The sequence below is a fragment of the Streptomyces sp. NPDC006309 genome (assembly GCF_040613095.1).
GTDB lineage: Bacteria > Actinomycetota > Actinomycetes > Streptomycetales > Streptomycetaceae > Streptomyces.
In genome coordinates, this window is record NZ_JBEXRO010000001.1 from 260,106 (window position 1) to 282,909 (window position 22,804).

Annotated in this window: 21 protein-coding genes and 1 tRNA gene; 1 reads left to right on the plus strand and 21 read right to left on the minus strand. The window is 71.9% G+C overall.

Features of this window, described 5'->3' with window-relative positions:
- Positions 1 to 2 precede the first annotated feature (2 nt).
- From ABZ117_RS01185 to ABZ117_RS01220, 8 genes are all read right to left on the minus strand, one after another.
- Complete coding sequence (locus ABZ117_RS01185; protein ID WP_356816273.1) at positions 3 to 176, minus strand: hypothetical protein; 174 nt, start codon at positions 174 to 176, stop codon at positions 3 to 5.
- 436 nt (positions 177 to 612) lie between these two features.
- Positions 613 to 685: transfer RNA gene (locus tag ABZ117_RS01190), tRNA-Ala, on the minus strand.
- A gap of 91 nt (positions 686 to 776) precedes the next feature.
- Entirely contained in the window at positions 777 to 1,451 is a 675-nt protein-coding gene (locus ABZ117_RS01195) for a histidine phosphatase family protein (protein WP_356816626.1), read from the minus strand.
- The gene (rsfS, locus tag ABZ117_RS01200; RefSeq protein WP_356816274.1) at positions 1,442 to 1,888 is read right to left on the minus strand and encodes a ribosome silencing factor; all 447 of its coding nucleotides are present in this window, start codon (positions 1,886 to 1,888) and stop codon (positions 1,442 to 1,444) included. The genes ABZ117_RS01195 and rsfS overlap by 10 nt, the downstream gene beginning before the upstream one ends.
- A gap of 122 nt (positions 1,889 to 2,010) precedes the next feature.
- Positions 2,011 to 3,741, minus strand: a complete 1,731-nt coding sequence (locus tag ABZ117_RS01205; RefSeq protein WP_356816275.1) for a LytR C-terminal domain-containing protein — start codon at positions 3,739 to 3,741, stop codon at positions 2,011 to 2,013.
- A gap of 16 nt (positions 3,742 to 3,757) precedes the next feature.
- A complete protein-coding gene (nadD, locus tag ABZ117_RS01210; protein ID WP_356816276.1) occupies positions 3,758 to 4,444 on the minus strand; it encodes a nicotinate-nucleotide adenylyltransferase in 687 nt (228 codons plus the stop codon).
- Between the two features lie 55 nt (positions 4,445 to 4,499).
- Positions 4,500 to 4,664: a hypothetical protein gene (locus ABZ117_RS01215; RefSeq protein WP_356816277.1), complete on the minus strand. Its 165-nt coding sequence runs from the start codon at positions 4,662 to 4,664 to the stop codon at positions 4,500 to 4,502.
- A gap of 189 nt (positions 4,665 to 4,853) precedes the next feature.
- Positions 4,854 to 5,018, minus strand: coding sequence for a hypothetical protein (locus tag ABZ117_RS01220; RefSeq protein ID WP_356816278.1), 165 nt, complete (start codon positions 5,016 to 5,018; stop codon positions 4,854 to 4,856).
- A gap of 104 nt (positions 5,019 to 5,122) precedes the next feature.
- On the opposite strand from ABZ117_RS01220, the gene ABZ117_RS01225 reads away from it, so the two are divergent.
- Positions 5,123 to 6,211 carry a M48 family metallopeptidase gene (locus ABZ117_RS01225; RefSeq protein ID WP_356816279.1) on the plus strand — a complete coding sequence of 363 codons (1,089 nt, stop codon included), beginning with the start codon at positions 5,123 to 5,125 and terminating at the stop codon, positions 6,209 to 6,211.
- Positions 6,212 to 6,246: 35 nt separating this feature from the next.
- Here the strand turns inward: ABZ117_RS01225 and ABZ117_RS01230 are convergent, their stop codons facing one another.
- The 13 genes from ABZ117_RS01230 to rplU all read right to left on the minus strand — a co-directional run bounded on the left by ABZ117_RS01230 (position 6,247) and on the right by rplU (position 22,779).
- The gene (locus tag ABZ117_RS01230) at positions 6,247 to 7,317 is read right to left on the minus strand and encodes a hypothetical protein (RefSeq protein ID WP_356816280.1); all 1,071 of its coding nucleotides are present in this window, start codon (positions 7,315 to 7,317) and stop codon (positions 6,247 to 6,249) included.
- Between the two features lie 88 nt (positions 7,318 to 7,405).
- Entirely contained in the window at positions 7,406 to 7,978 is a 573-nt protein-coding gene (locus ABZ117_RS01235) for a hypothetical protein (RefSeq protein WP_356816281.1), read from the minus strand.
- 118 nt (positions 7,979 to 8,096) lie between these two features.
- Positions 8,097 to 9,383, minus strand: coding sequence for a glutamate-5-semialdehyde dehydrogenase (locus ABZ117_RS01240; RefSeq protein ID WP_356816282.1), 1,287 nt, complete (start codon positions 9,381 to 9,383; stop codon positions 8,097 to 8,099).
- A 216-nt stretch (positions 9,384 to 9,599) separates the two neighbouring features.
- Positions 9,600 to 10,025: a hypothetical protein gene (locus ABZ117_RS01245; protein WP_356816283.1), complete on the minus strand. Its 426-nt coding sequence runs from the start codon at positions 10,023 to 10,025 to the stop codon at positions 9,600 to 9,602.
- 195 nt (positions 10,026 to 10,220) lie between these two features.
- Positions 10,221 to 11,327, minus strand: a complete 1,107-nt coding sequence (proB, locus tag ABZ117_RS01250) for a glutamate 5-kinase (protein ID WP_356816627.1) — start codon at positions 11,325 to 11,327, stop codon at positions 10,221 to 10,223.
- Between the two features lie 170 nt (positions 11,328 to 11,497).
- Complete coding sequence (locus tag ABZ117_RS01255) at positions 11,498 to 12,658, minus strand: glycosyltransferase (RefSeq protein ID WP_356816628.1); 1,161 nt, start codon at positions 12,656 to 12,658, stop codon at positions 11,498 to 11,500.
- A 272-nt stretch (positions 12,659 to 12,930) separates the two neighbouring features.
- Positions 12,931 to 15,051, minus strand: a complete 2,121-nt coding sequence (locus ABZ117_RS01260) for a hypothetical protein (protein ID WP_356816284.1) — start codon at positions 15,049 to 15,051, stop codon at positions 12,931 to 12,933.
- A 157-nt stretch (positions 15,052 to 15,208) separates the two neighbouring features.
- Positions 15,209 to 16,705: a bifunctional cytidylyltransferase/SDR family oxidoreductase gene (locus tag ABZ117_RS01265; RefSeq protein WP_356816285.1), complete on the minus strand. Its 1,497-nt coding sequence runs from the start codon at positions 16,703 to 16,705 to the stop codon at positions 15,209 to 15,211.
- A 472-nt stretch (positions 16,706 to 17,177) separates the two neighbouring features.
- Complete coding sequence (locus ABZ117_RS01270; RefSeq protein ID WP_356816286.1) at positions 17,178 to 18,725, minus strand: alkaline phosphatase D family protein; 1,548 nt, start codon at positions 18,723 to 18,725, stop codon at positions 17,178 to 17,180.
- Between the two features lie 206 nt (positions 18,726 to 18,931).
- Positions 18,932 to 20,416, minus strand: coding sequence for an FG-GAP-like repeat-containing protein (locus tag ABZ117_RS01275; protein WP_356816287.1), 1,485 nt, complete (start codon positions 20,414 to 20,416; stop codon positions 18,932 to 18,934).
- 197 nt (positions 20,417 to 20,613) lie between these two features.
- Positions 20,614 to 22,062, minus strand: a complete 1,449-nt coding sequence (gene obgE, locus ABZ117_RS01280; RefSeq protein ID WP_356816288.1) for a GTPase ObgE — start codon at positions 22,060 to 22,062, stop codon at positions 20,614 to 20,616.
- 127 nt (positions 22,063 to 22,189) lie between these two features.
- The gene (gene rpmA / locus ABZ117_RS01285) at positions 22,190 to 22,444 is read right to left on the minus strand and encodes a 50S ribosomal protein L27 (protein ID WP_061922958.1); all 255 of its coding nucleotides are present in this window, start codon (positions 22,442 to 22,444) and stop codon (positions 22,190 to 22,192) included.
- A 14-nt stretch (positions 22,445 to 22,458) separates the two neighbouring features.
- Entirely contained in the window at positions 22,459 to 22,779 is a 321-nt protein-coding gene (gene rplU, locus ABZ117_RS01290) for a 50S ribosomal protein L21 (protein ID WP_030749991.1), read from the minus strand.
- Positions 22,780 to 22,804: the final 25 nt, after the last annotated feature.

Below are 22,804 nucleotides of genomic sequence, written 5' to 3' on the forward strand. Positions count from 1 at the left end.
GATCAGCTCCAGCTGTGGCCGCAGGCCGTGCACACGTAGGAGATTCCGCCGTTGTCGCCGAGAACCTGCGCCACGTGCGCGGAACCGCAGGAAGGGCAGCTCAGCCGGGTGGTCGTGTCCCGTATCAACGCGGCACCGAGGAGGTGGTCCCCCTCCTCGAGGATGCTCGCAGGCATCGCTACTCCCTCCCGTCGGGCAGCGCCCCCTTCCGGCCGTTTGATTCTGCCACGGCCGGACCAATACGGTCAGCGACGCCTCAGTACCAGTCCGGACACAGCTCCCACCGCCGCCGTCCCGGCCAGCGCGCAGGCGCACACGGAGAAGACCTCCGCGGACCTATACGGCAGCGGACCCCGGAAGACTCAAGCCGGTTCAGGAACGGTGTGCCGAATGCCGCCGCACCCATCAGCTGACCGTCGACGGGATGCCGGGGTGCCGGATCGTGGTCCACCCCCGGAGGACGAGGAGGCACGGGCGAAGACAGCGCCGCTGCGGGAACGCAGAGAGCGGCGGTGGAGGCCGGCACACGAGGACGAACGCAGAAGTTCCCGCCCCCTGAGGGGACGGGAACCTCATCACCGATCTTTGACAACTCGACAGAGTGTCGATCTGTGGAGCTAAGGAGAATTGAACTCCTGACCTCCTGCATGCCATGCAGGCGCTCTACCAACTGAGCTATAGCCCCTGGTGTTCTTCCCGCTCGGCGGGGCGAACAAGAAGAACTTTAGCCTGTGACCAGCCGGAAAGTGAAATCCGGGGTCGGGGCTCCGGGACGGTCAGTCGTCGTCGCCGAGAACGGGCTCCGGGAGGGTGCCCGCGTTGTGCTCCAGCAGACGCCAGCCGCGGGCGCCTTCGCCCAGCACGGACCAGCAGCAGTTGGAGAGGCCGCCGAGACTCTCCCAGTGCCGGGCCTCCAGGCCGAGGAGGCGGCCGATGGTGGTGCGGATGGTCCCGCCGTGGCTGACGACGACGAGCGTGCCGTCCTCGGGCAGCTTCTCGGCGTGCCGCAGCACGATGGGCGCGGCCCGGTCGGCGACCTCGCTCTCCAGTTCGCCGCCACCGCGGCGGACCGCCTCGCCGCGCTTCCAGGCGGCGTACTCCTCGCCGTGGCGGGCGATGATCTCCTCGTGCGTCAGCCCCTGCCAGACGCCCGCGTAGGTCTCGCGCAGGCCCTCCTCGCGGATGACGTCGAGGCCCGTGAGGGCGGCCAGCTCGGCGGCCGTGCACGCGGCCCGCCGGAGGTCCGAGGAGATGATCGCGTCGGGGCGCAGGGAGGCGAGCAGCCGGGCGGCGCGGCGGGCCTGGCCGACGCCGGTCTCGGTCAGCTCGACGTCGGTGGAGCCCTGGAAGCGGCGCTCCAAGTTCCAGGAGGTCTGGCCGTGCCGCCACAGGATGATGCGGCGGCCCCGGTTCCTGGGGTCGGTCACCTCACCGGTGGCGCTCACGACCAGTCTCCGCCCGGTTCCTGGTCGGCCCCGGCGGCGCGCTCGCGGGCGTGCTCCTCGCCCTTGCCCCGGGTGGCCCTGGCGTCATCGGGCAGCTCCAGCTCGGGGCAGTCCTTCCACAGCCTCTCCAGGGCGTAGAAGACCCGCTCCTCGCTGTGCTGGACGTGGACGACGATGTCGACGTAGTCGAGCAGCACCCAGCGGGCCTCGCGGTCGCCCTCGCGGCGGACCGGCTTGGCGCCGAGTTCCTTCGACAGGCGCTCCTCGATCTCGTCGACGATGGCCTTGACCTGGCGGTCGTTCGGCGCGGAGGCCAGCAGGAAGGCATCCGTGATCGACAGCACGTCGCTGACGTCGTAGGCGATGACGTCGTGGGCGAGCTTGTCGGCCGCCGCCTGGGCGGCGGTGTTGATGAGGTGAACAGAACGGTCGGTGGCGGTCACTACATGGCTTTCCGTCGGCGGACTTGTGACTTCAAGGGTCTCACGGACCGCCGGGGGCACCCCACGTGATGACGGCCTCACGTGGGGTGCCCCGGCCGGGTGGGCCGGGCGGCGGCCCCCCGTCAGGAGGCGGAGGGCCGGTAGTCGCCGCCGAGGATCACCGAGACGTCGGCGCCGGAGGAGACTGTGCCCCGGGTCACGGAGCCGGCGGGCAGCCCGAGGGTCTTGGCGACCTCGGTGGCGTCCGCCTTGTGGGCGGCGTCGGCGTAGACCACCTTCGAGGTGGCCTGGGTACCGGAGGCGCTGCCGCCCTCCAGGAACGTGAAGCCGCCGTTCAGGAGCACGACGCGGGCCTTGTCGGTGTCGTCCTTCACGCCGGTGGCGTTCTGCACGGAGACCCGGACGGCGGAGCCGGAGGCGGGGCTCTTCGCGGTGCCGCCGAGGATGTCCTTCACCACGCTGTCGCTGGTCCGCGCGCTGAGTGTGCCGTCGGTCCGCACGGGCAGCAGCGTGGTGCTGTAGGCGCCGTTCTTGGCGAGGTCGGCGAGACGGGCGAGGAAGGCGCCGAGGTCCTTGTCGGTGAGCGGCGGGTCCAGGATCTGCGCGAGGGTCTGCACGGTGGTGGTGGCCGAGGACGGGTCGGAGGACATCTTGCGCAGTACGCCCTGCATGACCTGCCCGAACCGTTGCAGCTGGGCGTTCTGGGACTCGCCGGCCGCGCGGTAGGTGGCGTAGGCCACGGCCGCCTTGCCGCTGAGGGTCTGCTCGTGGCCCCGGTGGACGAGCGGGGCGGTGCCCTTCTTCCCGGCGTCCGGGTCGGGCACGTCGGTGTCGGTGTCGACCTCGATGTTGCCGACGAGTTCGACGAGGTTCTGGAGGTAGGGGGTGTCCAGGCGCCAGCTGCCCTGGATGCTGGTGCCGAGGACGGTGTCGAGCTGGTCCCGGGTGCCGGAGGCGCCGTCGCCGTCCACGGACTTGGCGAGGGTCGTGGTGGAGCCGTCGTCGCCGGTCAGCGCGAGGGCGTTGGGCAGCAGGACGGTGGTGCCCTGCTTGGTGGTGGTGTTGTCGACCAGCAGCGCGGTGGAGGTGCCGCCCTTGCCGGTGTTGTGCAGGTGGACGACGATCACGTCCCGTTTCTGGGCGGCGACCGGTGTGGCGCTGCCGGTCCTGCCGCCGGAGGAGGACAGGCCGGGCAGGTCTCCGGCGTACCAGAGGTAGCCGGCGCCGCCGGTCAGGACGAGGGCGAGGACGACGAGGAGGGTGATGATCCGGCCGCGGGCGCGGCGGCGGGCCTCCTCGCGGCGCTCGGTGCGGTTCTCCGTGAACTTCAGCCAGTCGATGACGTCCTCGGGGTCACCGTCCGGATCCTCGGCGAAGGCGAACGGGTCGCCCTGGTGATCCCGTTCGCCGGGGGCCGGCTCCTCCTCCCGCGCGGACCGCGTGTCCTCGGCGGGGCCGGCCTGCTGCGGGATGTAGGCGGTCTGTTCGGCGGCCCGGGGCTGCTGTCCGCCGTTCGCCGCCTGCCCGTAGGGGTCCTGGCCCGGGGCGGCCTGGGGGCCGGGGGCGTACGGGTCGTAGGGGTCGTGCGGGGTGTACGGGGTCTGGGAGCCGTAGGGCTGCTCGTAGGCTGACGGCTGGTGGCCGGCGTCGTGGGCGGGGGCCTGCGGCTGCCGGCCGGTGGTGTAGGGGTCGTGGCCGTAGCCCTGCTGCTGGGCGTACGGGTCGTAGGCCGCCTGCGGAGCCTGCTGTGCCGGGATCTGCCGGTACATGGGCCGGCCGTACTCGTCGTAGCCGACGAGTTCGTACGGGCCGGCGCCGTAGGCTGCGTCCCCCGCGTCGTATCGGTCGTTCACCGGTGCCCCTCTCGGCTCACTCGCCGCGGTACAGCTCGCGCTTGTCGATGTAGCGCACCACTCCGTCCGGCACCATGTACCAGATGGGGTCCCCCTTGGCGACCCTCCCACGGCAGTCCGTGGAGGAGATGGCGAGCGCCGGCACCTCGACGAGCGAGACACCGCCCTCCGGCAGGCCGGGGTTGCTCAGCTGGTGGCCGGGGCGGGTGACGCCGATGAAGTGCGCGAGGGAGAACAGCTCCTCGGAGTCGCGCCACGTCAGCAGCTGCGCGAGGGCGTCGGCGCCGGTGATGAAGAACAGGTCGGTGTCGGGGTTGAGGGCGCGCAGGTCCCGCAGGGTGTCCACGGTGTAGGTGGGGCCGCCGCGGTCGATGTCGATGCGGCTGACGGAGAACTGGGGGTTCTCGGCGGTCGCGATGACCGTCATCAGGTAGCGGTCCTCGGCCGGGGAGACGTCACGGTGGGACTTCTGCCACGGCTGGCCGGTGGGCACGAACACCACCTCGTCCAGCTGGAACCGCGCGGCGACCTCGCTGGCCGCCACGAGGTGTCCGTGGTGGATCGGGTCGAAGGTTCCGCCCATGACGCCCAGGCGCCGCCTGCCCGTGAGGGCGGGACCGTTGCCCGGTCCGTGCTGCGGATGCTTCACCGTGTCGCCGGCCGACTCGTGCGCCGGACCGGTAGGCATGTCCTGCTCTCCCATGCGTGCAGACCCTACCGGCCCGGCCTGCGGCGTCCGGCCGGGGACGGGTCCGGGCTCAGCGGTCGCGGTTGAAGCGGGTGGTGATCCACAGCAGGAGCAGCAGGACGAACAGGGCGCCGCCGCCGGTGAGGGCCGGGTTCAGGCTGTTGTGGTTCCCGCCGTGCTCCCCGCCCTCGGCGGCGAGGGTGACCAACTGGGCTGCGGCGCTGTGGAAGCTCATCTTCGGCAGGACCTATCGCGTGTGGGCGGAGTAAAGATGTCGGCTCATCGTAATCGGGCGCCCCCGCGCCGATCACGCCGACTCCGCCGTTGGGACGGCCGGGCTCCGGCGGCCACGCCCGGGGCGGACGGCGAGGACGCGGCCGGGTGCGGCGGGACGCGGCGGGGTGGCGGGAACTTTCCCCGGTGGTCAGTCGTCCTTGCGCTTGTAGCCGCGCAGCAGGAACCAGGCGGTCAGCGCGCAGCCGAGGACCATCACGACCAGCACGACGCGGAGCAGGTTGCCCGTCCCGTGCTGCTGGACGGCGACGGCGGCGGCCTCGGTCAGCCGGGCGGCTGCGGGGTGGTGCTCCATGGGCGGACTCCTTCGGTGTACTGCCCGTCCACGGTATCTCCGCCTAGGCTGGGCCCCGCCTCGGGGGGACCACAGTGGGCACTCACACGCACATGGGGGAAGACATGTCCGACGACGGCCGGCAGCACCCGGGGACCGAGCGCGTGCCGAGCAGGCAGCGCAGGCGCTTCCCGGGGATCTCCTCGCGCGCGTACGAGCATCCGGCCGACCGTTCGGCTCTGGTGGCGCTGCGCAGACTGACCGGGTTCGACGCCGTGTTCAAGGCGCTCAGCGGGCTGCTGCCGGAGCGGAGCCTCCGGCTGCTGTTCCTGTCCGACTCGGTGCGCGTCTCCGAGCGGCAGTTCGCGCACCTGCACGGCATGCTGCGGGACGCCTGTTACATCCTGGACCTGGAGAAGGTCCCGCCGATGTACGTCACGCAGGACCCGCAGCCGAACGCCATGTGCATCGGCCTGGACGAGCCGGTCATCGTGGTCTCCACGGGGCTGGTGGAACTGCTCGACGAGGAGGAGATGCGGGCGGTCGTCGGGCACGAGGTGGGACACGCGCTGTCCGGCCACTCGGTGTACCGCACGATCCTGCTGTTCCTGACGTCCCTCGCGCTGAAGGTCGCCTGGATCCCGCTGGGCAACATGGCGGTCATGGCGATCGTCACGGCGCTGCGGGAGTGGTTCCGCAAGTCGGAGCTGTCCGCGGACCGGGCCGGCCTGCTGGTGGGCCAGGACGTGCGGGCCTCGATGCGGGGCCTGATGAAGATCGCGGGTGGCAACCATCTGCACGAGATGAACGTGGACGCGTTCCTGGAGCAGGCCGAGGAGTACGACTCGGGGGGCGATCTGCGGGACTCCGTGCTGAAGATCCTCAACGTGCTGCCCCGCTCGCACCCGTTCACCACCGTGCGGGCCGCGGAGCTGAAGAAGTGGGCCGAGTCCCGGGAGCACCAGCGGATCATGGACGGCCACTACCCGCGGCGCGACGAGGACAAGGACACCTCCGTCGGCGCCTCCTTCCGTGAGTCGGCGGCCAGCTACGCCGGCGATGCGAAGGACTCCAAGGATCCGCTGATGAAGCTGGTCACGGACCTCGCGGGCGGCGCGGGCGACCTGGGCGGCCGGGTCCGGCGGGGCTTCGACGGCTTCCGCAGCCCGCCGCCCGCCAAGGGGGACACCGCGAGCGGGGACCGGGAGGAGTAGCGCGGCCGGCCCGCTCACACCGTCGGCCGGCCCGCTCACACCGTCGGCTGGGCGCCCGAGGACAGCGTTCCGCACAGCACGGCCGGGTGGTCCGTCTCGTAGGGGTCGGTGCCCGCGGGGCCTCCCGAGCGGGCGGTCTGGCCGGCGAGGAGGGGGCGGAGGTAGGCCGTGGAGTCCTCGGCGCAGGCCAGGGGGCCCGCCTGGACGTAGGACGCGGTCAGCTGGACCTGGTGGGTGCGCAGGTCGGTGCGGTCGAAGCGGAAGGTCAGCTGGCGGCGGACCGTGAAGAGGGAGACGGGGGCGCCGGCGGCGGCACCGGTGGGCCGCAGGGCGTAGACGAAGGTGTGGTCGGTGGTGACCTCCAGCGTCGCCGGGTCGGTCTCGGCGGCCTCCAGGCTGCCCTGGACGCGGATCCGGTCGTCGGCCAGCCGGGCCCGGGCGGGGTCGAGACGGATCACCCAGCCGGTGGGGGCGTGCCGGCCGTCCGCGGCGGGCTTGTCGAAGCTCCGGTCGAACTGGTCGAGCTGGTCGGGGTCGAGCAGGGCCCGGGCGGGACTCACCTCGCGGCCGGTGAGCACCTCGGGGTAGAGCGAGGAGCGGACGAGGTAGTCCTTGGCGGTGGTGAGCGCGGCCACCACCTGGCTGTCGGAGAAGTGGGCCGTGGCCCGGGAGGCGGGCAGCGGTATGCCCTGGGCGCCGGTGTCGAAGTGGGCGGCGGGGCTGCGCGCGTACACCGTCTCGGGGTCGGCGGCGCCGGGCACCCGGCCCTGCGGGGCGAGCGGGACGACCGTCATCCGCAGGGGCGCCGGGGGGCGCCGGGCCTGCGGGGAGCCGGCGGAGTGGCGGACGCCCAGGTAGACCGCGGTGCCGAAGGCGACGGCGATGAGTACGACGAGGACCAGGACCTGCCGGGTGAGCCCGCGGTGCAGGGGCGGGCGGCGGCGTACGGCGGGCGCGTGGTCCGCCATCCGCTCCTCGGCGGAGGACTCCTGGAGGCGGGCAGCCCGGACGAACGACTCGTCGAACACGACGGATCGGTATTCGTCCTCGGCGCCGGGGGGACCGCCCTCGGGTGTCCCCTCCGGGGGGTCTCCACGCCCGCCCATACCTTCAGGGTAGGTCTCGTGGGGCGCCGGTAAACGCCCTGCTACGGGACAACTTCTGACAGGTTCTCACCAAGGGCGGGCGGATCGTTCAGGGGGCGCGCGGGGCGGCCGGGGCCGTCGTCCGGGGGGCTCCGGCGGGAACGGAGGGAGCGGCGGCGCTGCCCTGTTCCCGGCCGGTGGAGGCGGGGGCCGGCACCTGGTCCCGGGTGCCCGGGGAGCCGCCCCGGTAGACGGCGGCGAACGCCAGGGCGAGCATGCCGATGCCCATCACGAGGGCGAGCATCCAGGCCACCGGGCGGTGCCAGCGGACCTGCTTGCCGAAGGGGCCGTAGGGGCCGCGGTGGCCGCCGAGGACGTAGGTGCCGTCCAGTTCGTCGTCGTCCGGATCTTGGCCGGATCCGGTGCCCTCGGGGCCGGGGCCGTCGCCGGGGCGTTCGCGGCGGGGGTGCGCGCGGCGGGCCTCGGCCTCGGAAGCCTCGGCTCTGGCCCGGGCGGCCGCCAGGAGGCGTTCGACGGCGGTCGGCTCGTGGACCGTGGCCGCCCGCACGAAGGCCTCGTCGAGGACCACGGAGGCGAACTCGTCGTCCGGCACCCCGTGGTCGTGGTCGTCGTCGGGCTCCCAGCCGTCAGGGAACGGCGTGCCCCCCACGTCCTCCGGCACGGAACCAGAGTAGACCTGGGGGGTCGGTTTGGGCAGACGGTACGGAATTCCGTCCGCCTGGCGGGACGCCTTTCCGGACACCCGCGCCGTCCCGGTTTACGGCGTCGCGGGCGGGGGGTCAGCGGCGTACGTGCCCGTCACCGGTGACGATGTACTTCGTGCTGGTCAGCTCCGGCAGGCCCATCGGGCCGCGGGCGTGCAGCTTCTGGGTGGAGATGCCGATCTCGGCGCCGAAACCGAACTGGCCGCCGTCGGTGAAGCGGGTGGAGGCGTTCACGGCGACGGTGGTGGAGTCGACCAGCTGGGTGAAGCGGCGGGCGGCCTGCTGGGAGGTGGTGACGATGGCCTCGGTGTGGCCGGAGGTCCACAGCCGGATGTGCTCGACGGCCTTGTCGAGGGAGTCGACGACGGCGGCGGCGATGTCGTGGGACAGGTACTCGGTCTCCCAGTCCTCGGGGGTCGCCTCGACCACGGTGGCCCGGGAACCCTTGGCGTGGGCCATGACCCGTTCGTCGGCGTGGACGGTGACGCCGGCCTCGGCGAGGGCGTCCAGGGCGCGCGGCAGGAACTCGGCGGCGATGTCCTGGTGGACGAGGAGGGTCTCGGCGGCGTTGCAGACGCTGACCCGCTGGGCCTTGGAGTTGACCAGGATCTCGACGGCCATGGCGATGTCGGCCTGGGCGTCGACGTAGACGTGGCAGTTGCCGGTGCCGGTCTCGATCACGGGGACGGTGGACTCGTTGACCACGGTCCGGATCAGGGAGGCGCCGCCGCGCGGGATGAGGACGTCGACCAGGCCGCGGGCGCGCATCAGCTCGCGCACGGAGTCGCGGCTCTCCCCCGGCACCAGCTGGACGGCGTCGGCGGGCAGCCCGGCGCCGCCGACGGCGTCGCGGATCACCCGGACCAGGGCGGTGTTGGACGCGTAGGCGGAGCCGGAACCGCGCAGCAGGACGGCGTTGCCGGACTTCAGGCAGAGGGCGGCGGCGTCGACGGTGACGTTGGGGCGGGCCTCGTAGATGATGCCGACGACGCCGAGCGGGACGCGGACCTGGCGCAGGTCGATGCCGTTGGGGAGGGTGGAGCCGCGGACGACCTCGCCGACCGGGTCGGGCAGCTTCGCGACGTCACGGACGTCGGAGGCGATGGCGCGGATCCGCTGGGGGGTGAGGGTGAGCCGGTCGACGATGGCCTCGCTGGTGCCGGCCTCCCGGGCCCTGGCCACGTCCTCGGCGTTGGCCTCGACGATCTCGGCGGTCCGGACCTCCAGGGCGTCGGCGATGGCGAGCAGCGCGTCGTCCTTCACGGCGCGCGGGAGCGGCGCGAGGTCGGCGGCGGCGGCCTTGGCACGGTAGGCGGCCTGGGTGACCGGGGACATCGAGTCGTACGGCGAGAGCGTGGTCATGGGGGAAGGGTAGTGCGCGGGGCGCGGCCGTTCAGCGGCCGTCCCACACCCCGAGACACCGCAAAAGGGGTGAACCTCCAGGGGCACCGTTCCCGGGCCGGTCCGCCGGCCGCCCGTGCTCCAGCCGTCCGTGCTCCGGCCGCTCGTGCTCCAGCCGTCCGTGCTCCGGCCGCTCGTGCTCCAGCCGTCCGTGCTCCGGCGCGCCCGTGCTCCGGCTCAGAACGGGTGCACGCCGACCGGGGACGCCGGTGCGGGGCCGTAGCCCTCGGCGATGCGGTGGTGGTAGGTCTCGCGGTCGATGACCTCCAGCCCGACGATCTCCCAGGACGGCAGTCCGGCACTCTGGCGGTGCTCGCCCCACAGCCGCAGCGCCACGGCGGCGGCGTCGTGCAGGTCGCGGGCCTCCTCCCAGTACCGGATCTCGGCGTGGTCGGTCGCGTATCTGCTGGTCAGCAGGAAGGGATGGTCGTGGGCGAGCTGTTCCAGGGCCCGCCGCAGCTCGGGCAGGGGGACTTTCCTCCCGGAGACGCTGAGGGTGACGTGCCACAGCCGGGGCAGGTCCCTGGGCTCCTCATAGGTGTCACCGGCCGCGACGCTCGTCAGAGCACCGCGGGACGCCGCCCCAGGGCGCGCTCGTCTCACGACGGCCTCCTTCACGCATGCCGCGCATGCCGCGCGTGCCCGCACGGCCCGCAGGACCCCTTGCCGGACCGTGTCCCCTCAACATGTCCCCGGGACAAAGTTGAGCAGGCCCCACGGCTCCGCGTGGTGGTTTTACGGAACGTCCCCCACCGGGGGCGGTCCGCGTGGTTCGGCGTCCGAGCGGTCTTGCGAGCGTCACGCGTGCAGGAGCACCAGGTCGTCCCTGTGTACGACCTCGCGTTCGTAAGCCGGGCCCAGCTCGCGCGCCAGCTCGCGGGTCGAACGCCCGAGCAGCCGGGGGATCTCCTTGGCGTCGAAGCTGACGAGGCCCCGGGCCACCGCGCGGCCCGTCGCGTCCCGCAGCTCGACGGGGTCGCCGGCGTTGAAGTCGCCCTCCACGGCGGCGATTCCGGCGGGCAGCAGGGAGGTGCGCCGCCGTACGACGGCGTCCACCGCCCCGTCGTCCAGGACGAGCGCGCCCTGCGGGGTGGAGGCGTGCTGGAGCCAGAGGAGACGGTCGGCGGAGCGTTTGCCGGTGGGGTGGAAGTAGGTGCCGGTGTCGCCGCCGGCGAGGGCGTCGGCGGCGTGGACGGCGCTGGTCAGCACCACCGGGATGCCGGCGGCGGCGGCGATCCGGGCGGCCTCGACCTTGGTGACCATGCCGCCGGTGCCGACGCCTGCCCTGCCCGTGCTGCCGATGTCGACACCGGCGAGGTCCTCCGGGCCCCTCACCTGCGCTATCCGGGAGGTGCCGGGCTTGCCGGGGTCGCCGTCGTAGACGCCGTCGACGTCGGAGAGCAGGACCAGCAGGTCGGCGTGGACGAGGTGGGCGACCAAGGCGGCGAGGCGGTCGTTGTCGCCGAAGCGGATCTCGTCGGTGGCGACGGTGTCGTTCTCGTTGACGACCGGGACGGCGCCCATGGCGAGCAGCTTGTCGAGGGTGCGGGAGGCGTTGCGGTGGTGGGCGCGGCGGCTCATGTCGTCGCTGGTGAGGAGAACTTGGCCGACACGGACGCCGTAGCGGGCGAAGGAGGCGGTGTAGCGGGCGACGAGCAGGCCCTGGCCGACGCTGGCGGCGGCCTGCTGGCGGGCGAGGTCCTTGGGGCGGCGGCGCAGGCCCAGCGGGGCGAGGCCGGCGGCGATGGCGCCGGAGGAGACGAGGACGATCTCCTTCTCCCCGCCGCCGCGCATCTTGGCGAGGACGTCGACGAGCGCGTCGACGCGGTCGGCGTCCAGGCCGCCCGCGGCGGTCGTCAGCGACGAGGAACCCACCTTGACGACGATCCTGCGGGCCTCGCCCACGGCCTGCCTTGCGCTTGCCACGTGCTGTCTCCACTTCCTCGCGCGTGGCAGCAATCTACGCGAAGGGGACCGACGGGCAGGCGACGGTCCGGTGCGCGGACAGCGGCCGGCCCCTCGGCGGCTGTCCGCGCACACACGCCGGAACCGGCGAGGACGGCCGGCCCGGGCCGTCAGGCCGCGCCCGTCCCGAAGCCCTTGCCGGGCAGCATCCGGCGGATCTTGCGCAGGGCGCGGCGCGGGAAGGAGTTGGCGGCGGCCTCGCGGTAGCCCTCGAAGGCGCGTGCCTCGCGGGCGTCGGCGAGGTACATCTCGTCGGGGATGCGGGCCTTCGGGGAGCGGAAGTGCGGATAGATGAGGTAGAGGCGGGTGCCGCGCTTCTCCAGGACGGCGGCGGCCTGCTTCTTGGCCTTGACGAACTTGACCACGTCCAGCAGCAGATCGGCGCGCTGCATGGCGACCAGGTGCAGCCGCAGCCGCTCGTGGACCTTGAGCCGGCGGGCCACGCCGGGCGTCCAGTAGGCGTCCATCAGCGGCTTGGCCAGCTCGAACTTGTGCCGTCGCACCTCTTCGTCGTCGGTCAGGAACTTGGGGCCGAACTGGGGCAGCAGCGTGATGAGGAACGGCCGGACCATCAGGAGGTCGCGTCTGTCGCCGGCCGGGACCATGTCGGCGATCAGCTTCATCAGGGCGCGCGCGGAGTCGAAGCGCAGCGCGTAGCCGCCGGTCTTGGTGACGTGCTTGCCGTCGTCGCGGCCGACGAGGTAGTAGCAGGTGTAGTCGGCGACCACGGAGACGCCGTCCGCCCGCAGATAGGCCTCCAGCGTGAACACGGCGTCCTCGCCGGTCCACAGGGACTCGTCGAACCGCATGCCGTGCCGGTCCAGCAGGGCGCGGCGGAACAGCTTCTGCGCGCTCAGCGTGAACTTGATGTTGGAGGAGAAGACGTCGGTCCGGTCGAGGGTCTCGCCCCACATGGACTTGGGGGCGGTGCGGTTGACGCCCTCGACGCGGCCGAGGACGACGTCCGTGCCGTTCCGGTCGGCCATGGCGACCATGCGCTCCAGGGCCTCGGGGCCGAGCCGGTCGTCGGCGTCGAGGAAGAAGACGTAGCGTCCGGTCGCCTTGGCCAGGCCGACGTTGCGCGGCCCGCTGGGGCCGCCGGAGTTCTCCTGGCGGATGACGGTGACCGGTATCGGCACGCGGGCCGCGAACTCCTCCAGGCACTCCCCGGTGCCGTCCGTCGAGCCGTCATCGACCGCGATGACCTCCATCCGCCCCGGATCGATGGTCTGTGCCTCGACGGATGCCAGGCACTCGACCAGGTACGGCATTGCTTCGTACGCCCCGATGATCACGCTCACATCAGGCTGCGTCACGACGGTCACACTTCCCCCTAGTCACGGAATGTTTCCCCCGAATCGCCTCAATCTCAATCAGTTAGACGGGCACCCAGGGCAAGCGGTTGCCTCACCCAGGGTGATGCGTGCCGCACATCACGGGACACTACGCCCACGCGGTAAGAGCCGTTCGGCTCCGGTTAAGAGCCGGGCAAGACGAGGGCCCCCGAGGCGTGTGCCTCGGGGGCCCGGTGGGGCCGCGGGGGTCAGCCCGCGTTCACGCCGTCCGTCTCGCCGGCCGACGCGGCGCGCTGGCCGGGCACCGCGTTGGTCAGTTCCGCCGACTCGGCGGGGTCGGCGTTGGCCGCGCCGAGCCGGGACTCCTGGCCGACGTTGCGGGCCTCGGCCTTGAGGGCCAGGTCGCCGACGGCGGCGTTGAACTGGTCGATCGACTTCGGCTCGTCCGGGCCGAGCAGGTACTGCTTCAGCTCCGTGCGGGCGTCCGCGAGCGGGTCGGCGGCCGGGTCGCGCACGGCGTCCAGCAGGCCGCCCAGCTCGGCCGCGCTGTTGGACAGGATGACCGCGGCGCGCACGGCCGTGTTCTGCCGCCTGAACTCCTCGGCGCCCAGTTCGCCGGAGTCGGTGACCGCGTAGGGCTTGCCGCTCGCGATGAAGTCGGAGACCACGGAGGAGATGTCCGAGACCATCGCGTCGGAGACGTTGAAGCAGTCGTACAGACGCGGCTGGGCGCCGGTGATGACGCGGTGCTCGTACGACGGGAAGGAGCGCCAGTAGGCGGTGTTCCACTCGGCGCGCAGCCGGGCGATCTCCTCGTGCCGGTGCGCGTCCACGATGCCGTCGCGGGTGGCCTCGGCCTCGTCGCCCTTGGTGCCGCCGGCGCCGGCCAGCTCGGCGAGCCGGGCCTCGATGCGGGTCAGTTCCGCCTTGGCCGCGGCCATGGCGGCGGTGTCGGCGGTGAACCGGGGGTCGGCGGCGCGCTCGGCGGCGGACTTCTCGACCAGGGCGGTGATGCGCTGGTGGGCGTCCTTGGCGTCCTTGCTGACGGTGCCGGTGAACGGGTGCGGCTTGTACAGAACGCGGACCGGCGGGTCGGCCGTCACCAGCCGGGTCACGATGTTCTCACCCGCGAGCACGATCGAGGTGTTGCCGGGGTTGCCGTCCCAGCCCTCCCAGGTGGGGGCGTACAGCACGGTCGGGACGCGGTCCCCGGGCACGCCCTGCCAGGACCGGATGGGCGCGAGCTGCGGGCGGCCGACCTCGACGATGTCGTCGTCGCGGACGCCGACGTCGGCGATGGCGTAGCGGTCGCGGCCGGCGCGGCCGGCGGTCCACACCTCGTCGTACACCTTGCTGTACGGGTTGACGCTGGCCAGCTTGTCGCTGTCGCCGTGGCCGATGAAGACGTGCTTCATGGTGGGCACGCGCAGCAGGTGGATGTTCTTGCCGACGTTGGCCGCGTAGAGCGCGACGCGCACGGTGGACAGGTCCAGGTTCATCAGGTGCACCCCTCCGGGCACGCAGATGACGGGGACCGTGGTGGGCGCGAGGTTGTTCAGGATGGCGCGCTCGCGCAGGATGATCAGCGGCCGGGTGTCCAGCTGCTCCATCGTCTCCAGCCACATGTTGACCTGGTACGCGGAGTCCCGGGAGCCGGAGAAGTACAGAACGGTCTGCGGCCGGTAGGCGGCCAGCCAGTCGTCGACGGCGGCGAGGACGACGTCGGCCTTCGGCGGGGTCTTCCGGCCGCGCACGAACGGCACGAGCACGAGGACGTACAGGCAGCCGAGGCCGGCGGTGAGACCGATGCCGGTGAAGCCGGCGACGGCGGAGCCCGCCTCGGCGGAGACCAGGACGCCGACGACCGCGAACAGGTCGAGGTGGAGCATCTTCTCCGCGGAGCGGTGCAGCAGGCTGCGCGGCGGGGCGTCCGGGATGCGGATGCGCGACTTCAGGTCGATGTTGCGGGTGGCGACCGGCATCCGGCGGCGGTTGCGGATGAGGGTGACCAGCGCGCCGTGCGGGGCCTGGAGACCGTAGAAGGCGATGAAGCAGGCGACCGCGCCGTAGAAGATCAGGTCGTCCGAGAGGGACAGCCGGGCCAGCAGCAGGATCAGCAGCAGCTGGCGGATCAGGAAGCGGATCGACAGTCCCGCCCGGACCTTGCTGAGGCGGTTGATCAGGTAGCTGCCCTTGCGGTGCAGATAGTGGTCCGCCAGGTACGTCACGGCGGCCAGGGCCGCGAAGGCGGGAACGCTCGGGACGAGCGCGGCCAGCATGAGCGCCGGGAAGCCCAGCATCACGAGGGCCGCCGCGGCCAGCTCGGCCGCGCTGCCCACCCGGGCGACGCGAATAGCGGTGGATATCACGGAGAACCTGCTCTGGGAGGGGGGAGTGCCGGTTTTGTTCTGAAATGCCGGGGGATGCCGGTGATTTGTGCGGGTACGGACACAGGCCCCCGCGAATACCCGGTGAACGGGTACCCACAGAGGCCTGAATTCCGAAAAGCTTAATTACCTTCGATTATTACACGCCGTCCTGACGGTCCAGCACCGAGGCGAGGGCCTGCTCGAAGCCGGAGGCCCGGGCGGCACCCGCGGTCGGGTCCTGCTGGCGGACGTCGATGACGTGACCGGTCAGCTCCGACAGCAGCACGTCCAGGGAGGTGCGGGCCACGGCCTCGGAGGACAGCAGCGAACCCGCGGGCTCCTGGCCGAAAGCCTTGGTGCGCATCGGAGTGGCGGTGCGCTCGGGGTTGATGCAGTTGACGCGGATGCCGTCGCCGGCCCACTCGTCGGACAGCGCCTGGGTGAGGTTCACCATGGCGGCCTTGGTGGAGGAGTAGAGGGAGTACTCGGCGCGGCCGCGGGTGTAGCTGCTGGAGGTGTAGAGCAGCAGCTGGCCCTTGGTCTCGGACAGGTACTTGTAGGCGGAGCGAGCGATCTGGACCGGGGCCAGGTAGTTGACCTTCAGCGCCTCCTCGATGGTGGCGTTGTCGGTCTCGGCGAGCTTGCCGATGCGCAGCACGCCCGCGGTGTTGACGACGTAGTCGATCCGGCCGGTCTCGGCGTAGGCCTTGGACAGCGCGTCGTCGACCTCCTCGGGGTTCTCCACGTGGGTGCCGGTGGTGGAGCGACCGAGGGCGTAGACGTGCGCGCCGTAGGACCCGGCGAGTTCGGCGATGTCCTTGCCGATGCCGTAGGAGCCGCCGAAGATGACGACCGTCTTGCCGGTCAGCAGCTCGCGGTAGGCCTGCTCGCCCTTCTGCTCGGGCGTGGCGGTGGAGGCGAGCTGGAACAGCTTGTCGGCGATGAAGACGTCGACCGGCTGGGTGACCTTCATGTTGTACTCGTCGCCCGCGACGACGTGGATCGGCACGTCGGGCAGGTACCGGAGGACCACCGAGCAGTCGTCCGTCGCCTGGAAGTTGGGGTCACCGGCGGCGACCTGGTAGGCGCGGCGGATCGTGGACAGCTTGAAGGCCTGCGGCGTCTGGCCGCGGCGCAGCCGGGAGCGGTCCGGGATCTCGGTGATGAACTCGCCGTCCTCGCCGTGGGTGCGCGTGACGATGATGGTGTCCGCGGACGGGATGGCGACGTCCACGGCCTGGTAGCGCTCGAGCGCGGCCACGCAGTCGTCGATGACGCGCTGCGAGAGCAGGGGGCGTACGGCGTCGTGGAAGAGGACGTTGCGGTCCTCGCCCTCGGCCAGGCCCTCACCGAGGGCGCTGATGGCGCGCTCGGTGGTCTCGTTCCGGGTCGAACCGCCCTCGATGACCTTCTTCACCTTGGTGAAGCCCGCCTTGGCGACGATCCTTTCGACGTCCGGCACATAGCCCGGGGCCATCAGCACGATGATGTCGTCGATCGAGTCGGCGTTCTCGAAGGTGGTCAGGGTGTGCTCGATGACTGCCTTGCCGGCGATCTTCAGCAGCTGCTTGGGGATCGACAGACCCACCCGCTGACCGGTGCCACCGGCCAGGATCACTGCGGTGGTACGGGGCTTGGCTATGTGCTGGGACACAGGTGACCTACCTTGGGGCGACAGGGAACCGTGAAATGGTCCCACTTCGGGTAACCGCAGTGCAAGGTGAGCGACCTCCCATGCATATGTGCGCGCCACCTGTCATTCACCTTGCGCCCCCGGTCATTGGCCGCGGGCGGTGCGAACCCCCGTGAATTAGCTGTGAGTAAGTCCACAGGCGGGCCGGGAGGGGCGCCCGGAGCGGCGGCCCGCCCCGCCGTGCCGGCGCAGCCCCGCGGGGTGGGGGATCTTCGCCTCCCGGTGCGTGGAGGGCACCCGGTCCGCGAAATCGGCACGGCACCGCCCGGACAAGACGGGAAATACAGCGTTTCGGGGAAGTCCATTGCCGCGGAATTCCCGCAGCGGATTCAGTGGCGTTCCGGTCACGAGCGGATTTACGGGCGGCCCGTACGGCGACGCGCCGGAGCCCGGGACACGGACGCGTCCCGGGCTCCGGCAAACCGGCGCCGGCTCACACGAGCGTGACGCCCGGCTCGTCCGACTCCACCCGCAGGGTGGCCAGCGTGCTCGCCGTCGCCTGCGGTTTCAGCACCGTGTCGACGACCCGGACCCGGGCGTCGATGCCGTCGCGGCGGATGTCGAAGAGGTGGTAGCCGCGGTGGGCGTCGATGAGCTTCCAGTGCGGGTTGTCCGCCTTCAGCGGGTCCCACTGCCGGTGGAAGGCGTCCTGGTCCTGGTCGCCGCTGCTGGAGATGGACGTGCCGACGAACTCGGCGCCGACCACGTCGGAGTCCGGGTCGGCGTAGTCCGTCCTGAGGTCGCTGATCATCGTCAGGTGCCGGTCGCCGCTGAGCACGACCGGGTTGCGGATGTCGGCGAACTCCTCCAGCAGGGCGTTGCGTTCGACCTGGTAGCCGTCCCAGGCGTCGTAGTACCAGAGCTTGCCGTCGCCGGGCAGCAGGTCGGTCTCGGCCATCATGATCTGTGAGGCGACGAGGTTCCAGCGGGCCGGGGAGTCGTGCAGCCCGTCGAGCAGCCACTGCTTCTGCTCGGCGCCGAGCATGGTGTGCGCCGGCGCCTGCGCGCCCTCCTGGGTGGTGGCCTGGTCGCTGCGGAACTGCCGGGTGTCCAGGACGTTGAGCCGGGCGAGCCGGCCGAACTCCAGGCGGCGGTACATCTGGATGTGCGGGCCGTTCGGGACGGCCGTGGCGCGCACCGGCATGTGCTCGTAGTACGCCTGGAAGGCCGCGGTGAGCCGGGCCACGAACGCGTCGTGCGACTGCTTGTCCGGGTCCTGCGGGATCTCGCCGGCCCAGTCGTTGTCCACCTCGTGGTCGTCGAAGGTGACCACCCAGGGCGCGCTCGCCTGCATCGCGGCCAGGTCGGGGTCGGTGCGGTACTGCGCGTACCGGTTGCGGTACTGCGTGAGGGTGTAGGGCTCGCCCTTGCCCTCGTGCCGGCGTACGGCCGTGGCGGACGGCGCGGACTCGTAGATGTAGTCGCCGACGAAGAGCACGAAGTCGGGGTCCTGCGCGAGCATGTCGGCGTACGGCGTGAAATAGCCGTGCTGCCAGTTCTGGCAGGAGGCGAGGGCGACGCGCAGCGAGCCGCCCCGCCGGTGCGGGTGGGGTGCGGTGCGGGTGCGGCCGGTGGGCGAGAGCTGGTCGCCGGCCCGGAAGCGGTACCAGTACGAGCGGTCCGGACGCAGGCCGCGGACGTCGACGTGGACGCTGTGGCCGAGTTCGGGGCCCGCCTGGGCGGTGCCCCGGCGGACGGGTCTGCGGAACCGCTCGTCCTCGGCGATCTCCCACTCCACGGGGAAGACCTCGTCGGGCATGCCGCCGCCGCCCAGCGGGTCGGGGGCGAGTCTGGTCCACAGCACGATCCCGTCGGGCAGTGGATCGCCGGAACCGACACCGAGGGTGAACACCCCGTCGGGCAGCGGGGTGCCGGCCGCACGGGCGGTGCCGGGCAGCCACAACTGGGCGGAGGCCGCGGCCCCGAGGACGGCGGCCCCCGCGGTCAGAAAGCGGCGGCGGTCGGGCGATGGTGCGGTCATGCGCTGACTCCCTTTGCCACAGTGGCCTCGTGACAGGTCGGTTCGGACATGCGGAAGCTCCCACGGCCGGACGGCCCGACTGCTGAACGACGCCCTTCACGAGCATGACAAATGGGCAGACAACAGAAGACCCGTCACGGCACGGGAAAACCCTCGCGCCACAACGGGTCTGACGGTAGGTCGGAATCCGGCCCGCCGCCCATGGCTCAGGAACCGAAGCCGGCCCCCAGCTGTGCGCCCGCGGCCACCGTGCCGAGCGTGCCGCCGGCGAAGCCGAACGAGCCGCTCGGCGTGATCCCCGTGGTGGTGCCGCGCAGCACCCACACCGCCCCGGCCTTGGTGTTCTCCCCCGGCGCGCCGACGACCAGGTCGGCCCGGCCGTTGCCGTCCGCGTCCACCAGGCGCACGGCCGAGCCGAACGCGTCACCCTGCTCGCCGGTGCCGGGCACGCCCGCGGTGTCCTGGCCGAACTCCTTCGCACCGCTGCCCGTCGGGCCCTTGGCGCTGCCGCGCAGCGTGATGACCCGTCCGCCCGTGGAGACACCGGGCGCGCCGACCGCGATGTCGGCGTAGTGGTCGCCGTCGATGTCCGCCACCGAGAGGCCGGCGCCGAAACCGGATCCCGGCTCGGCGGTGCCCGGCACGCCCGGGGTGTCCAGGTTCACGAGCACCGCCTTGGTCCCGTCGGGTCCCTTCGCCGTGCCCGGGATCCAGGCGATCCGGCCGCCCTTGGCGAGCGGGGTGTCCACGTCGCTGTCGGCGCCCTCGGCGGCCCGGCCCACGACCAGGTCGGCGTAACCGTCCCGGTTCACGTCGCCGACGGCGAGGTGTTCGCCGCCCTGGAGCCCGGTACCGGCGCCGCTCACCAGGTGGTACGGGAGGAGCCCGTCGTGCGTGCCCGTCCAGTACACGACGCGGCGGGCGTCCCACTCGTCGCCGTCGTTCTCCGCGGCGGCGATGTCGGTGATGCCGTCGCCGTCGAGGTCGCCGGCGGCCAGGTCGAGGACCCGGCTGTCGAACGGGTCGGTGACCAGCTGCGCGGCGTGCGGGGTGGCGCCGTCGCGGCCGAACGGCCCGTTCAGCACCCGCAGATCGTGCGCGTTCACCACGGTGACGACGTCCGGCGCGCCGTTGCCGTCCACGTCCCCGACGGTCAGGTGCCCCCGCTCACCGAGCCGGTCGTACTCCTTCCCGCCGGCCAGCGTCACCCCGCCGGACAGGCCCTTCGCTCCGCCCCGGAGCACCACGACCGACCCGGCGTCGGTGCCGGCCGACGTGTCCTCACCGCCCGCCCCGACGACCAGGTCGGCATAGCCGTCGCGGTCGAGGTCGGCGGTGGCGACGGCGCTGCCGAACCGGTCACCGGCCTCCGCGCTGCCCGGCACCCCGGCGCTGTTCTGGCTGAGGACCTGCCGGGTGGAGGTCTTCAGGCCGCTCGCCGAGCCGTAGACCACGGCGACGTAACCGGCGCCCTTCCGACCGCTCACGGTCGCCGAGGGTGCCGTGACGGCGAGGTCGGCGTAGCCGTCGCCGTTGAAGTCGTCGTGCAGGTGTTTGCCGCTCGCGGCCGGTGCGGGGGCCGCCTGGGCGGGCACGGCGACGGCCGGAAGCACCAGGGCACCGGCCGCGAGGGCGAGACCGGTGGCGAGCGTCAGGGTGCGGCGGCGGGCGGGGCGGGGCTGGTCGGGCACGTCTGCTCCGGGAGTCGGCGGTGAGGAGTCGGCGGTGGGGAGTCGGGGACAAAGAGAAGTGCGACACGGAGAGGACCAAGATCCTCATCGTGCCGCACTGTCCGACTCACCGGGGTGACGTGGGGTTGCCCTCACCGCCGCCGCGGATCTCCCCGCCGTTCACCCGCCCGGTTCTCCCGGGCGGGCGGGGCGTGCCTCTACTCGAACGGGTCGAAGTCGTCGTACTCCCGCAGCGCCTCGTCCCGCTCCGCCTCCTTGTCGCGGCGGCGCTGCGCGGCGGGCCGCTGCGCGTCGAAGCGGTGGTCCTCGCCACGGCGGCCGAGCATCTCCGCGCCGGCCATGACCGTGGGCTCCCAGTCGAAGACGACCGCGTTGTCCTCGGGGCCGATGGCGACGCCGTCGCCGGAGCGGGCGCCCGCCTTCATCAGTTCCGCTTCCACACCGAGGCGGTTGAGCCGGTCGGCGAGGTAGCCGACGGCCTCGTCGTTGTTGAAGTCGGTCTGGCGTACCCAGCGTTCGGGCTTCTCACCGCGCACCCGGAACAGCAGCTCGCCGCCGGCCTCCTCGCGGGTGACGGTGAAGCCCGCGTCGTCCACGGCCTTCGGCCGGATGACGATCCGGGTCGCCTCCTCCTTCGGCCGGGCGGCGCGCGCCGTGGCGATCACCTCACCGAGCGCGAAGGTCAGCTCGCGCAGGCCGATGTGGGCGACGGCCGACACCTCGAAGACGCGGTAGCCGCGGGACTCCAGGTCGGGGCGGACCATCTCGGCGAGGTCCTTGCCGTCGGGCACGTCGACCTTGTTCAGGACGACGATCCGCGGCCGGTTGTCGAGGCCGCCGTACTGCCGCAGCTCCTCCTCGATGGTGTCGAGGTCGGAGAGCGGGTCGCGCTCGGACTCCAGGGTGGCGGTGTCCAGCACGTGCACCAGCACGCTGCACCGCTCCACGTGCCGCAGGAACTCCAGGCCCAGACCGCGGCCCTGGCTGGCGCCGGGGATGAGACCGGGCACGTCGGCGATGGTGTAGACGGTGGAGCCGGCGGTGACCACGCCCAGGTTCGGGACCAGCGTGGTGAACGGGTAGTCGGCGATCTTCGGCTTGGCCGCGCTGAGCACGGAGATCAGCGAGGACTTGCCGGCGCTCGGGTAGCCGACGAGGGCCACGTCGGCGACCGTCTTCAGCTCCAGGACGATGTCGCTCGAGTCACCGGGCTCGCCGAGCAGCGCGAAACCGGGCGCCTTGCGGCGGGCCGAGGCCAGCGCCGCGTTGCCGAGGCCGCCCCGGCCGCCCTGCGCGGCGACGTACGAGGTGCCGTGGCCGACCAGGTCGGCGAGGACGTTGCCCGCCTTGTCCAGCACGACCGTGCCGTCCGGCACCGGCAGGACGAGGTCCTGGCCGTCCTTGCCGGAGCGGTTCCCGCCCTCACCGGGCTTGCCGCTGGTGGCCTTGCGGTGCGGGGAGTGGTGGTAGTCGAGCAGCGTCGTGACCGACTGGTCGACGGTCAGGAGGACGTCGCCGCCCCGGCCGCCGTTGCCGCCGTCGGGGCCGCCGAGCGGCTTGAACTTCTCACGGTGGACGGAGGCACAGCCGTGGCCCCCGCTACCCGCGGCGACATGCAGTTCGACGCGGTCCACGAAGGTGGTCATGGTTCAGTGCCTCCAGAAACGTGCGGATCTGTCTTCTAGGTAACACGCGAAAGGCGGACCCGCCTTCCCGACCGGGAAGTGAGGTCCGCCTCGCGAGATGTTCGGTCGATGCCGTGAATCAGACGATTCAGGCGACCGGAACGATGTTCACGACCTTGCGGCCACGGTGGGAGCCGAACTCCACCGCACCGGCCTGGAGGGCGAACAGCGTGTCGTCGCCACCGCGGCCGACACCGGCGCCGGGGTGGAAGTGGGTGCCACGCTGGCGGACCAGGATCTCACCCGCGTTGACGACCTGACCGCCGAAGCGCTTCACGCCGAGCCGCTGGGCATTGGAGTCGCGACCGTTCCGGGTGGACGATGCGCCCTTCTTGTGTGCCATTTCTCCTCAGTCCCTTACTTCGCAGCCGCGGGGATCGACGTGACCTTGATCGCCGTGTACTGCTGGCGGTGGCCCTGACGACGGCGGTAGCCGGTCTTGTTCTTGTAGCGCAGAATGTCGATCTTCTGGCCCTTGTGGTGGTCCACGACCTCGGCCTGGACCTTGATACCGGCCAGCACCCACGGGTCGCTGGTCACGGCGTCGCCGTCGACAACGAGCAGGGTCGAGAGCTCGACCGTGTCGCCAACCTTGGCAGTGGAAATCTTGTCAACCTCAACGATGTCGCCGACAGCAACCTTGTGCTGGCGACCACCGCTGCGCACGATGGCGTACACGCGGATCTCACTTTCGCTCGAAGAA

What these genes read in the sequence shown, in the direction of transcription:
- obgE (WP_356816288.1), bottom strand. Translation starts at nt 22,062, where the DNA reads ATGACCACCTTCGTGGACCGCGTCGAACTGCATGTCGCCGCGGGTAGC.
- rpmA (WP_061922958.1), bottom strand. Translation starts at nt 22,444, where the DNA reads ATGGCACACAAGAAGGGCGCATCGTCCACCCGGAACGGTCGCGACTCC.
- ABZ117_RS01240 (WP_356816282.1), bottom strand. Translation starts at nt 9,383, where the DNA reads ATGACCACGCTCTCGCCGTACGACTCGATGTCCCCGGTCACCCAGGCC.
- ABZ117_RS01185 (WP_356816273.1), bottom strand. Translation starts at nt 176, where the DNA reads ATGCCTGCGAGCATCCTCGAGGAGGGGGACCACCTCCTCGGTGCCGCG.
- nadD (WP_356816276.1), bottom strand. Translation starts at nt 4,444, where the DNA reads ATGGGAGAGCAGGACATGCCTACCGGTCCGGCGCACGAGTCGGCCGGC.
- ABZ117_RS01270 (WP_356816286.1), bottom strand. Translation starts at nt 18,725, where the DNA reads ATGACCGCACCATCGCCCGACCGCCGCCGCTTTCTGACCGCGGGGGCC.
- ABZ117_RS01220 (WP_356816278.1), bottom strand. Translation starts at nt 5,018, where the DNA reads ATGGAGCACCACCCCGCAGCCGCCCGGCTGACCGAGGCCGCCGCCGTC.
- ABZ117_RS01230 (WP_356816280.1), bottom strand. Translation starts at nt 7,317, where the DNA reads ATGGGCGGGCGTGGAGACCCCCCGGAGGGGACACCCGAGGGCGGTCCC.
- ABZ117_RS01215 (WP_356816277.1), bottom strand. Translation starts at nt 4,664, where the DNA reads ATGAGCTTCCACAGCGCCGCAGCCCAGTTGGTCACCCTCGCCGCCGAG.
- ABZ117_RS01225 (WP_356816279.1), top strand. Translation starts at nt 5,123, where the DNA reads ATGTCCGACGACGGCCGGCAGCACCCGGGGACCGAGCGCGTGCCGAGC.
- ABZ117_RS01255 (WP_356816628.1), bottom strand. Translation starts at nt 12,658, where the DNA reads ATGCCGTACCTGGTCGAGTGCCTGGCATCCGTCGAGGCACAGACCATC.